We start from the raw sequence: 12,032 nt of genomic DNA, 5'->3' as shown, positions 1-12,032 counted from the left end.
AGATGTGTATTAAAAGTAAAATCTTAAATTTAGAAACATGAAGAATTTAATCTACATCGGTCTGACACTCCTGTTTGTCGCGTGTGCCACAGACCCCCAGAAGGAAATGGAAAAGAAATTGCTTGGAGAGTGGTGTAATCCTTACACCTATCAGTCCACGGGAGAATTGAAGGGATTCCGTTTCAAGAAAGGTGGTATTTGTGAAAGTATCAATATCCCTAGTCTGGATCTGAAAACTTGGGAGATTCAGGAGGGGTATCTGATCATTAAGGGGGAAAGTATCGAGGATGACGGAACGAGAGAAGAGTACTTGACGAAAGAGAAAATTACACAGTTGAGCTCAGACAGCCTCTCTTTGCTCGTGAGTGCCGGACCGCCACGTATCGCGTTCCTGTATTTGAATACCAAAATTATCAAAGAACGAGTAACCCCTCAAAAGTAAAAGACTATGTGCCGTTTATCATATATCGTTATTCTCTGTTTTATTCATGTGTTTTTAGTTTCCTTTTCCTGTTTAGCGCAGAAAAAGGTGTTAGATGAAGAGGCTTACCGGAAGTGGCGGAGGGTTGACAGTTACAAGCTGTCGCCCGACGGGAAGTGGGTGATGTACCGGTACATGTATTTCGATAATGATGCGGCAAACAAGGTTGCCCGAAATATTTATTATTTCTATGATGTAAAAACCGGGAGAACGAGCACTTTGGAGTGTCCGGATTCTCCCGAGTTTTTTGCCGGGGACGAGTGGATTGTTTACGGTAAGAAGGAAGGTGATGATGTGATTCGTGTGGCGCGTTGTTTGCGGAACAAGAAGGAGGTCTGTTTGCGAGAGGGTATGGAACTCAATCCCGTTATCCCCTTGGCCGCTTATCAAACGAATGATACGCTGGTCGTGAAAAATATACAGACGAATGATAGTCTGGTTTTGACGGGTGTCGGCACTTATTGCCTTTACGATAAGGATTGGAAGATTGTCTACCTGAAGCGGGAAGCCGATAGCCATACGATTTATTTCGGTTCGCGGAATAAGGCGGGCAAGTACGAATGCCTGTATCGGGATACCACGAAACGGTTGGAGCGTTTTTATTTCAACGAGTGGGGAAAGGACGGCGGATTTTATTTTGCCGGGGATGAAGGTGAGAAAGGATATTATACTTTTTCATTGAAAGACAAACGGGTGACGGAACTTCTGGACGCGGACCGGATAGAAGTAATGGACGTGAATATGCGGTCTGTGCGACAATTGGGAAAATCGAAACGTTCTATATTCGAGAAGCACAAAACTCCGAAAGCTGCAAAGCCCAAGGGGGAGAAAGACGAGAGTTTTACCCTTGAACTTTGGAGTTGGAACGATCCGGTGATACCCTCGCAACAAGCGATAAGCGGGTATCGTCCAGCCGTGCCCACTCCCGAACGGTTTATATCGGACGCAGAGGGCGGCGGGTGTATACAACTTTGTGAGGCAGGTCACCCGGAATTGTGTATGCCTGATACGGATGCTCCTGTTTATGCTTACGAGAAGGATGAAAAGCCTTATCTGAACAAGCGGGACTGGCTGCATGACACCCGTTTTGATTTGTATCTGGTGAATCTGGTTACCGCGGAGCACCAATTGGTGGCGGAAGCCTTGACTCGCCGGATTTACTGGAGTCCCAAGGGGGATTATTTACTCTATTACGATAACGGCAAGCGTTCATGGGTAGTACTGGAACCGGGTACGTTAAACCGCAGGGTGCTAACCGATGAAATTCCTTACCCGTTACACGACGAATTGTACGATCGCCCGAATCCTGCACCGCCTTACGGTATAGCGGGATGGAGTAAGGACGGGAGGCGGCTTCTTGTTTATGATCGTTTCGATATTTGGGTAGTAGACTTGACCGGAGAAAAAACGTATTGTTGGACGCGCGAGGAAGGGCGTAAACGTAACACGATATTCCGTTTGTTTAATATCGATTGGGATATTATTCAAGTGGATATGGAGCGAGAGAATCGTGTCATGTCTACGGATTGGACGACAAAGAATACAGGTGTCTGGGCGTTGTCCCCGTCCGGAAAACTTGCACCTAAGATTGAAGGTGCTTTTATGTTGACGATTACCCAACAGTCTGCCGACGGGAATACGTTGTTGTGCACGAAACAGAATTACTATGAAGACCGGGATTTGTGGATTACCGATCCCTCGTTCCGGAAGATGCGGAAGGTCACGGATGTCAACCCGCAACGGGCCGATTATAAATGGGGAACGGTGCAGCAGGTGGAGTGGACGAATTATGACGGGAAAGCCAATCAAGGATTACTCTATCTACCGGATGATTACGACAAGAACAAGAGTTACCCGACGATAGTGGCATTCTATGAAACCCATACTCCCGAGATGCACCTTCATCCCGTGCCCGGGTTGAGTCACGCTATGATTGACATCCCCACGTATGTCAGCAAGGGATATATTGTATTTCAGCCGGATGTTTATTTCGAGATAGGCAACCCGGGGAAAAGTTCTTACAATGCGGTTGTGAGCGGAACAAAAGCTTTGATTGACAGAGGAATCATTGATCCGAAACGGGTAGGTTTGCAGGGACATAGTTGGTCGGGGTTCCAGACCGCGTATCTGGTGACGAGAACCGATATGTTCACCTGCGTGAATATCGGTGCAGCTTTGATCAACCTGACCTCTGTCTATACCGGGATCCGGGAAGAAAGCGGTGTCCCTTGTATGTTGATGTACGAGGATTGGCAATGTCGCATGGGGACTACCTTGTGGGAAAATCTGGAGGGTTATATCGAGAATTCACCCTTGTTGTTTGCCGATCGGATTCATACCCCGGCGTTGATTTTCCATTGTGATAAGGACGGGGCTGTTTCCTATTATGACGGTAGAAATCTTTTTCTTGCCTTGCGGCGTCTGCAACGTCCGGCATGGATGTTGAATTATGTCGGGGAAGGTCACTTCTTGAATGCACGCCCGGCACAAAAGGACTGGACGAAACGGATGGAACAATTTTTCAATCACTATCTCAAGAATGAACCTATGCCCCGGTGGATGAAAGAGGGTATTAATATCTACGAGCGGGGATACGACCAGAAGTATGATTTTTAATCATTAAATAGTGGGGTTAAAGAATCCATGCACCCTGCATGGATTTTTTTTATTTCAAATTCTTTGGTTTCGTTTGAAGAAACTTATTAAAGTTATAACTTTGAAAGTCCCAATTTTACATGAGGTGGACGGTATAAAATAAAAGTAGATTATGAAGAATTTTGCAATTTTCGGTGTAGCAGGATATATAGCCCCAAGACACCTGCGTGCGATCAAAGACACGGGGAATAATTTGGTGGCAGCGTACGATAAGTTTGATAGTGTCGGGATCATGGACAGTTATTTCCCGAACTGTTCTTTTTTCACGGAGATGGAGTTGTTTGACAGGCATTGTTCCAAGTTGAAGAAAACGACCGCTCGGGTGGACATGGTTTCTATCTGTACACCGAATTATTTGCACGACGCGCATATCCGTTACGGTTTGCGGTTGGGGGCGGACGTGATTTGCGAGAAACCGCTGGTGTTGAACCCGTGGAATATAGATGCACTGGAAGACGTGGAGCGGGAAACGGGACACAAGGGGTACACGATTTTGCAGTTGCGTTTGCATGATTCAATCAAGGCGTTGAAAAAGAAAATTGACGAGGGACCGAAAGATAAAGTATATGACGTGGACTTGACATATATTACTTCCCGGGGGAACTGGTATTACACGAGTTGGAAAGGCGACGAACGCAAGAGCGGAGGGGTGGCCACGAATATCGGGGTGCATTTTTATGATATGTTATCATGGATATTCGGTCCGGTGAAAGAGAATATCGTGCACGTGATGAGTCACGACCGGGTAGCAGGTTTTTTGGGACTGGAAAAAGCACGGGTACGTTATTTCTTGAGTATCAACGCCGATAATCTGCCGGAGAATGCCGTGCAGGGAGAGAAACGGACATTCCGCTCGATACAAATCGAGGGGGAAGAATTCGAGTTTAGTCAAGGATTCACGGAGTTGCACACGGAGAGTTTCCGTCAGATTCTGGCGGGTAACGGATTCCGCATCGAGGAAGCCCGGAATTGTATCGGTATCGTGCATGATATCCGGCATGCTACCCCGATCGGCTTGAAAGGTGATTATCACCCGTTGGCAAAGTTGCCTTTGGCGAAACATCCGTTCGGGTGGAACCGATAATTGATTTTAGATTTTAAATTTTAGATTGAATGATTACTGGTTTTAATGATATATAATGTGGTGAGGAACGGTAAAATTCATGTGGTTGAAATGAACTTGTAACCTGTGAACCTGTAACTTGTAACTCGCCGAAGGCGAATAAAATATGCAGATAATAGATAACGAATTATTGGATGAAGTATCCCGGCAGGCGAGGGAAAGCGAGCGTTTGCGGATGAATTATAATTTTCATGATTCATTGGATGCGAAAGCGCAACGTTTGCTGAATGCACTGGAACCGGGAACGGAATTGCCTGTTCATCGTCATTGTATGACGGCGGAAACTTATATTGTGCTCCGCGGAAGGATTCGCGTGTATTTTTATGATGATGACAAGCGGGTGACGGAAGAAGTGGAACTTGCTCCGTCGGAGGGGAATTATGGTATTCATATTCCTGCCGGGCAATGGCACACGCTGGAAGTTATGGAGAAGGACACCGTGATATTCGAGGTGAAAGACGGGCCTTACACTCCTATCGAACCGAAAGACCGATTGGAAATTTAGAATGATCGAGATAATTCTAAATTCTAAATTTTAAATTCTAAATTATGGTTATGTTTGACAAGTTGATAAATAAGGAGGCGAAGTTGGCGTTGGTCGGGTTGGGATACGTGGGATTGCCGATAGCGTTGGAGTTCGCGAAGCAGATTGCTGTGATAGGTTTTGATATAAACGAGGTGCGTTTGGCAAAAATGCGGGAACATATAGATCCGAGTGATGAATTAGGCGCGGAAGCATTCGAGAACACGGATATCGAGTTTACTTCTTCGGTAGACGTGTTGCGGGAAGCATCGTTTTATATCGTGGCTGTGCCCACCCCGATAGATCGTTTTAACCAACCGGATTTAACTCCTTTGTTGTCAGCATCCCGCACCGTGGGAAAAGCGTTAAAGAGAGGCGATTACGTGGTATACGAATCCACGGTTTACCCCGGTTGCACGGAGGAGGACTGTGTTCCGATTCTGGAAGAGGTTTCCGGGTTACGGGCAGGGGTGGATTTCAAGATCGGTTATTCCCCGGAACGGATTAACCCCGGTGATAAGGTACACACGTTGACGAATACAGTGAAAATAGTGTCCGGCGGTGATGCGGAAACATTGGAAACCGTGGCGAAAGTGTACGAGTTGGTGGTGAAAGCAGGGGTGCATCGGGCCCCGTGTATTAAAGTTGCCGAGGCGGGTAAGATTATCGAGAATACCCAGCGGGACGTCAATATTGCCTTGATGAACGAATTGTCTATTATTTGCAGTCGTATCGGAATCAACACGTATGATGTACTGGAAGCTGCCGGGACAAAATGGAATTTCTTGAAGTTCTATCCCGGCTTGGTCGGGGGACATTGCATAGGTGTCGATCCTTATTATTTGGTACACAAGGCAAAAGAATTGAAATATCACCCGCAAATGATTAATGCCGGGCGGTTCGTGAACGATACAATGGGCGGGTATATTGCCAAAAAGATCGTGAAGCGAATGATCGCCATGGGCAAGAATATACTGGGAGCGAGGGTGCTGGTGATGGGTATCACGTTTAAAGAGAACGTGGCGGATATCCGTAATTCAAAAGTGGTGGATATCGTGAACGAGTTGAAAGATTTCGGGGTTGACGTGGATGTTACAGACCCGCATGCCGATCCGGAAGAAGTTCTTCGGGAATACGGTTTTTCATTGATTGAACAGCCGAGAGCGAACTATGACGCGATAATTGTTGCCGTTTCTCACAAAGAATATATAGATTTGGACGAAGCGTATTTCCGGGGATTGACTTATGAACATGCCGTGCTCGGGGATGTGAAAGGTATCTACCGGGGAAAAATTCATCAGATGAAATACTGGAGCCTATAAATAAAATGATAACTTCGCGTCATAAATAGAAGATATGAAAGGAATTGTATTAGCCGGTGGATCCGGGACCAGGTTATATCCAATTACCAAAGGCGTATCGAAGCAGTTGTTGCCGATATACGACAAACCGATGGTTTACTATCCGATTTCAGTATTGATGCTGGCGGGAATTAGGGATATTTTAATTATTTCAACGCCTCAAGATTTACCGGGGTTCGAGCGTCTGTTGGGTGACGGCTCCGATTACGGGGTACATTTCACGTATGCGGAACAACCGAGTCCGGACGGGTTGGCACAGGCGTTTATTATCGGCGAGGAGTTTGTCGGTGATGATTCCGTGTGTCTGGTGTTGGGAGATAACATCTTTTACGGCCAACATTTCACGGGAATGCTGTTGGACGCGGTAAAACATGCCAAGGAGGAAAACAAAGCTACCGTATTCGGTTATTGGGTGAATGATCCCGAACGGTACGGCGTGGCAGAATTTGATAAGGACGGGAACGTTTTGAGTATCGAGGAAAAACCAAAACAACCGAAGTCCAATTATGCCGTGGTCGGTTTATATTTTTACCCGAACGAGGTCGTGAAAGTGGCGAAGACAATAAAACCGTCCGCTCGCGGTGAATTGGAAATCACTACCGTGAATCAGGCTTTTCTGGAGAAAGGTGATTTGAAGGTACAGTTGTTGGGACGCGGGTTCGCGTGGTTGGATACGGGTACTCATGATTCATTGGCGGAAGCGTCTACTTTCGTGGAGGTGATTGAAAAACGCCAAGGTTTGAAAATCGCTTGTCTGGAAGAAATTGCTTATCGTAAAGGATGGATTGAAGCAGAACAGTTAAAGGGATTAGCCCAACCCATGATTAAAAATCAATACGGACAGTATTTGTTGAAATTACTGGAGTAATTTCAACAAGTTGCAGGTTGCATTTGCCTTCGGCGGGTTGCAGGTTGGGGGAAAATATTAGTAATAAATTCAGGTTGCAGGTTATGGGGACGGTAAAATGTTTTGAGGAGTTTAAGATTTGGCAGGATGCTCGGGAATTAGTGAAGCAAATTTACTTGGGTACTGCTGATGTGAAGGATTATGGTTTTAATGACCAGATAAGAAGAGCTGCTGTGTCCGTGATGAATAACATAGCGGAGGGGTATGAAGCGGGAAGCAACGTGATGTTTAAAAAGTTTTTGCAGATAGCGAAGGGAAGTTGTGGAGAGGTAAGTTGATAATTTACTTGGAAGAGCATGGTAAATGAAATAAAAATTGAATAGATAAACTTGTAGTTTGCAACTTGCAACTCGCCGAAGGCGAATGTAACTTGCAACCTGCAACTAAATTTTGAAGCATGAAAAATTTATTAATAACCGGTGGTGCAGGTTTTATTGGTTCCCATTTGGTAAGGTTAATGGTAAATAAATATCCGGACTACCGTATTATCAATTTGGATAAGTTGACTTACGCGGGAAATCTCGCTAACTTGAAGGATGTGGAAAATATGCCGAATTACGAGTTCGTGAAAGCGGATATTTGTGACTTCGAACGGATGCGTGAGATTTTCTCTGAATATCATATTGACGGGGTTATACATTTGGCGGCAGAAAGCCACGTGGATCGCTCGATACGGGACCCGTTCTCTTTCGCGCAGACAAACGTGATGGGAACACTGAGTTTGTTGCAAGCTGCTAAATTGGCTTGGGACGGTAATTTTGATGATAAGTTGTTCTATCACGTTTCAACGGATGAAGTATACGGTTCTTTGCAACCGGATGGAGGCTTCTTCTTGGAAACGACAAAGTATGATCCTCATTCCCCGTATTCGGCATCAAAGGCTTCTTCCGATCATTTCGTCCGGGCTTATCATGATACCTACGGGTTGCCCGTGAAGATTTCGAACTGTTCGAATAATTACGGAACTTATCAGTTCCCGGAAAAGTTGATTCCGCTGTTTATTAACAATATCCGTCACAATAAGCCGCTTCCGGTATACGGAACGGGTGAGAACGTGCGGGATTGGCTGTTCGTGGAAGATCATGCCCGTGCCATAGATTTAATCTTCCATCAAGGAAAAATCGGGGACACGTATAATATCGGTGGTTTTAACGAGTGGAAAAATATAGACTTGATCAAGGTAATGATCAAAGTGACCGACCGTCTTCTGGGACGTCCGGAAGGTGCTTCCGAAAAATTAATCACTTACGTGACCGATCGTGCGGGACATGATTTGCGTTACGCTATCGACTCCACGAAACTGCACGAAGAATTGGGATGGGAACCCTCTTTGCAGTTCGAGGAAGGTATCGAGAAGACCGTGAAATGGTACTTGGAAAACCAAGACTGGCTGGATAGCGTAACTAGTGGAGAGTACATGAATTATTACAAGGAAATGTACCATGTATAATTACTAAATTGAGATTGGAAATGTATGTTACATTTTCAATTTTCAATTTTCAATTTTCAATTGTAATGAAGGTAATAAAAACGGAAATCGAGGGGGCGGTTATTATTGAACCGCGGGTATTTGGAGATGAACGCGGTTATTTTTTCGAGAGTTATTCCGCTCGATGGTTCAACGAGAACGTGAGCGAAATCAATTTCGTGCAAGATAACGAGTCCAAATCCAAATACGGGGTATTGAGAGGATTGCATTATCAATTACCGCCTTACACGCAGGCAAAGCTGGTGAGGGTCGTGAAAGGCAAGGTATTGGATGTGGCTGTCGATATGCGGAAGGATTCACCTACACTTGGCAAACACGCGGTCGTGGAGTTGAGCGAGGAGAACAAACGGATGTTTTTCATCCCGAAGGGATTCGCGCATGGTTTCGTGGTATTGAGCGATGAGGTGATATTTCAATATAAATGTGACGAATTTTATGCCCCGGGACATGAGGCGGCTGTACGTTTCGATGATCCCGAACTGGGAATAGATTGGAAGATTCCGGCTGAAGATTTAATTTTGTCTGAAAAAGATAAGAAGCATCCGAATTTTCGGGAAGCGATATTGTTGTAAAAGAGGATAGAATGAAGAATTTTTTATTTGGACAGAACGGATTGGCTGCCAAGATCGTGCACACACGTTATCTTAGCCGTTGGATCGTGATGGGGTGTGATGTGCTGATATCCACCGGGGTGACGGTCTTTGCCTATTGGTTCGTCCGTTTCGTGAGAGAAGAGCCGGTAAGCTGGTCTGTTGTCGGGTGGCTGGCTATTTTTGCGGCGATAATCAGCGCGTTATCTTTTGCCGTATTACATTCGCATCGCATGGTGATGCGTTTTACAACTTTACGGGAAACATGGCGATTAGGAATAGCCATGTTATTGAAAGTCGTGATTTTGTATCCTTTGGTACACGTGATATACCCGGAGATTTCCGGTTGGCGTCTGATACTGGGAGGAATCTTGGATATGATGACAACGACGGTGGCTCTGGTATCTGTTCGCGTATTGCTCGTGACTATGTATGATTTCTTGAAAGTACGGGTAAACGGGGGACAGAAACGGGTGTTGATTTATGGTATGGATGATTGCAGTGCTTCATTGAGTAATGCCGTGTCCAATAGTTTTTTACCCTCTTACAAGGTGGCGGGGTACCTCACGATAGGGAAACGTTATAAACATTACCGTTTATCGGGAGAAAACGTTTATTTCGTCACGGGGGAAGAAGCTTTCAGCCGTTTGGTGAAGCGATTGAGAATAGAAGGGATCGTGTTTCCTAATTATCGGACAGCACAGGAAGAACAGAAACGGTTGGTGAATTATTGCCAGAAGTTGGGAATGGAAATGTTGGTATTGCCATCCGTGGAAGAAGTGAATGACGGGCAATTACCTCGTCCCCAGATGAAAGAAATCCGTCTGGAAGAATTGTTGGGGCGTGACGAGATCAAGATTAGTATGAAAGAGATCGGCGAGGGACTCGACGGGAAAGTGGTTATGGTGACAGGTGCCGCGGGTTCAATCGGAAGCGAATTGTGCCGTCAGTTGACTCGTTTCAATATAAAGCAATTGATATTTTTTGATTCTGCCGAAACGCCGATGCATAACATCCAACTGGAATTCACGGATAAATTCCCTAACACTCGTTTTGTGCCGGTGATAGGCGACGTGAGATCTAAGGAACGGGTGGATTTCGTGTTCCGGAATTATCGTCCTCAGGTTGTGTTCCACGCGGCAGCGTATAAGCACGTACCCTTGATGGAGTTGAATCCCTGTGAGGCTGTACGAGTAAACGTGTACGGTACGATGAACGTGGCGGATCATGCCGTTCGTTACGGGGTAGAACAGTTTGTCATGGTATCGACGGATAAGGCGGTGAACCCCACGAACGTGATGGGGGCTTCCAAGCGTTTGGCGGAAATTTACGTGCAAAGCCTTAGTGTCGCTATCCGGGATGGAGAACACGAGGGAATCACACGTTTTATCACGACACGGTTCGGGAACGTGTTAGGTTCTAACGGATCGGTAATCCCGAGATTCAGGGAACAGATTCGTAATGGAGGTCCCGTGACGGTGACGCACCCCGATATCATCCGTTATTTTATGACGATACCGGAGGCCTGCCGTCTCGTGATGGAAGCGGGTATCATGGGAAAAGGCGGAGAGATTTATATATTTGAAATGGGACGTCCGGTTAAGATAGCTGATATGGCACGGAAGATGATCGAATTGTCGGGTTTTAATCCGGATAAAGATATCTCTATCATATACACGGGATTAAGACCGGGGGAAAAGCTATACGAGGAGTTGTTGAGCAATAAGGAGAATACTTTGCCCACGGCGCACGATAAAATTCGGGTAGCCAAGGTGAGAGAGTATAATTACAAGGAAGTTGCCAAAGAGTTGGATGTATTGAATGAATTGGCAGCATTGGTGAATATCCCGGAGATGGTAAAGATGATGAAAGACATCGTCCCGGAGTTTGTCAGTAAAAATTCCGAGTTCGAGAAGTTTGATAAGCCCCTCCTTACTCCCCCTGTGTAAGGGAGAGTCGGAGGGGGTAGTTGAGTTCTCGCCTTGTGCGGTTGGAATCTAAAATCTAAAATTTAAAATCTAAAATCAGAAAGGTTTATGGCTAATATATTAGTTACAGGAGCGAACGGACAACTCGGAACCGAGTTAAGAAATAGAAGTTTTTCGTTATTGGACGACGTGTTTTACACGGACGTGGAGGAATTGGATATCACGAGCGCGAAAGCGGTATCGTCGTTTATTGAAACACATGAAATAGACACGATTATCAATTGTGCGGCTTATACCGCCGTGGATCAGGCAGAAGATGACGAGGAGCGTGCAGCCAAGATTAACCGTGATGCCGTGGCCAACTTGGCAAATGCAGCATTGCAACATGATTGTATATTGCTTCATATTTCGACGGATTACGTGTTTGACGGCACGGCAGACCAACCTTACACCGAGAAGAGTGCCACGAATCCGCAAACCGTGTACGGTCGGACAAAATTGGAAGGGGAAGAAGCTATAAAGAAATCGGGTTGTATGTATATTATCATCCGTACGGCATGGTTATATTCTGCTTACGGTCATAATTTCGTGAAGACAATAGCCCGTTTGGCGAATGAGCGGGACGAGATAAACGTGGTGAATGATCAGTGGGGCACGCCGACGTATGCCGGCGATCTGGCAGAAGCGATCATTAAAATCATGGAAAACGAGGATTTGCCCGAATGGGAAGGAATATATCATTTCACGAACGAGGGGGGCTGTACTTGGTATGATTTCGCGAAAGAGATCGTGGCTCTCGCGGGAGCGGATTGTAAAGTCAATCCGGTAACGACCGCCGAGTATCCCGTTAAGGCGAAACGCCCTGCTTACTCTGTTTTGGATAAAAAGAAAATTAAAGATACGTTTGAACTGGAAATCCGGGATTGGAGAGATGCATTAAAAACTTGCATGGCAACTTTTTAACGCGTACCTTCG

Annotated in this window: 11 protein-coding genes; all 11 read left to right on the top strand. The window is 45.7% G+C overall.

Translation table 11 applies throughout. From position 1 onward, the window contains the following. Window positions 1-37: 37 nt before the first annotated feature. The 11 genes from ACK8P8_RS09725 to rfbD all read left to right on the top strand — a co-directional run bounded on the left by ACK8P8_RS09725 (window position 38) and on the right by rfbD (window position 12,020). The gene (locus tag ACK8P8_RS09725; protein WP_099293599.1) at window positions 38-442 is read left to right on the top strand and encodes a lipocalin family protein; all 405 of its coding nucleotides are present in this window, start codon (window positions 38-40) and stop codon (window positions 440-442) included. Window positions 443-448: 6 nt separating this feature from the next. Then, window positions 449-3,097 (top strand): alpha/beta hydrolase family protein, encoded by a 2,649-nt coding sequence (locus tag ACK8P8_RS09720; protein WP_369858817.1) that lies wholly within the window; start codon window positions 449-451, stop codon window positions 3,095-3,097. Window positions 3,098-3,248: 151 nt separating this feature from the next. Continuing rightward, window positions 3,249-4,220 (top strand): Gfo/Idh/MocA family oxidoreductase, encoded by a 972-nt coding sequence (locus ACK8P8_RS09715; protein ID WP_369858816.1) that lies wholly within the window; start codon window positions 3,249-3,251, stop codon window positions 4,218-4,220. A gap of 145 nt (window positions 4,221-4,365) precedes the next feature. Continuing rightward, window positions 4,366-4,764 (top strand): WbuC family cupin fold metalloprotein, encoded by a 399-nt coding sequence (locus tag ACK8P8_RS09710; RefSeq protein WP_099293596.1) that lies wholly within the window; start codon window positions 4,366-4,368, stop codon window positions 4,762-4,764. A 50-nt stretch (window positions 4,765-4,814) separates the two neighbouring features. Further along, a complete protein-coding gene (locus ACK8P8_RS09705) occupies window positions 4,815-6,104 on the top strand; it encodes a nucleotide sugar dehydrogenase (protein ID WP_099294686.1) in 1,290 nt (429 codons plus the stop codon). A 34-nt stretch (window positions 6,105-6,138) separates the two neighbouring features. Then, a complete protein-coding gene (gene rfbA, locus ACK8P8_RS09700) occupies window positions 6,139-7,011 on the top strand; it encodes a glucose-1-phosphate thymidylyltransferase RfbA (RefSeq protein ID WP_186976338.1) in 873 nt (290 codons plus the stop codon). 83 nt (window positions 7,012-7,094) lie between these two features. After that, window positions 7,095-7,328 carry a four helix bundle protein gene (locus ACK8P8_RS09695; RefSeq protein WP_099294684.1) on the top strand — a complete coding sequence of 78 codons (234 nt, stop codon included), beginning with the start codon at window positions 7,095-7,097 and terminating at the stop codon, window positions 7,326-7,328. 119 nt (window positions 7,329-7,447) lie between these two features. Continuing rightward, complete coding sequence (gene rfbB, locus ACK8P8_RS09690) at window positions 7,448-8,500, top strand: dTDP-glucose 4,6-dehydratase (RefSeq protein ID WP_303179331.1); 1,053 nt, start codon at window positions 7,448-7,450, stop codon at window positions 8,498-8,500. 65 nt (window positions 8,501-8,565) lie between these two features. After that, window positions 8,566-9,111 carry a dTDP-4-dehydrorhamnose 3,5-epimerase gene (rfbC, locus tag ACK8P8_RS09685; RefSeq protein WP_099293591.1) on the top strand — a complete coding sequence of 182 codons (546 nt, stop codon included), beginning with the start codon at window positions 8,566-8,568 and terminating at the stop codon, window positions 9,109-9,111. Between the two features lie 11 nt (window positions 9,112-9,122). After that, window positions 9,123-11,078, top strand: coding sequence for a polysaccharide biosynthesis protein (locus ACK8P8_RS09680; RefSeq protein ID WP_369858815.1), 1,956 nt, complete (start codon window positions 9,123-9,125; stop codon window positions 11,076-11,078). An 87-nt stretch (window positions 11,079-11,165) separates the two neighbouring features. Beyond that, window positions 11,166-12,020 carry a dTDP-4-dehydrorhamnose reductase gene (rfbD, locus tag ACK8P8_RS09675; RefSeq protein WP_099293588.1) on the top strand — a complete coding sequence of 285 codons (855 nt, stop codon included), beginning with the start codon at window positions 11,166-11,168 and terminating at the stop codon, window positions 12,018-12,020. The last annotated feature ends 12 nt before the right edge of the window (window positions 12,021-12,032 follow it).

Source organism: Butyricimonas muris (assembly GCF_046365375.1).
GTDB classification, from domain to species: domain Bacteria; phylum Bacteroidota; class Bacteroidia; order Bacteroidales; family Marinifilaceae; genus Butyricimonas; species Butyricimonas muris.
Note: the sequence above shows the minus strand (reverse complement) of the source record. Positions and strands in the feature narration are given on the sequence as shown.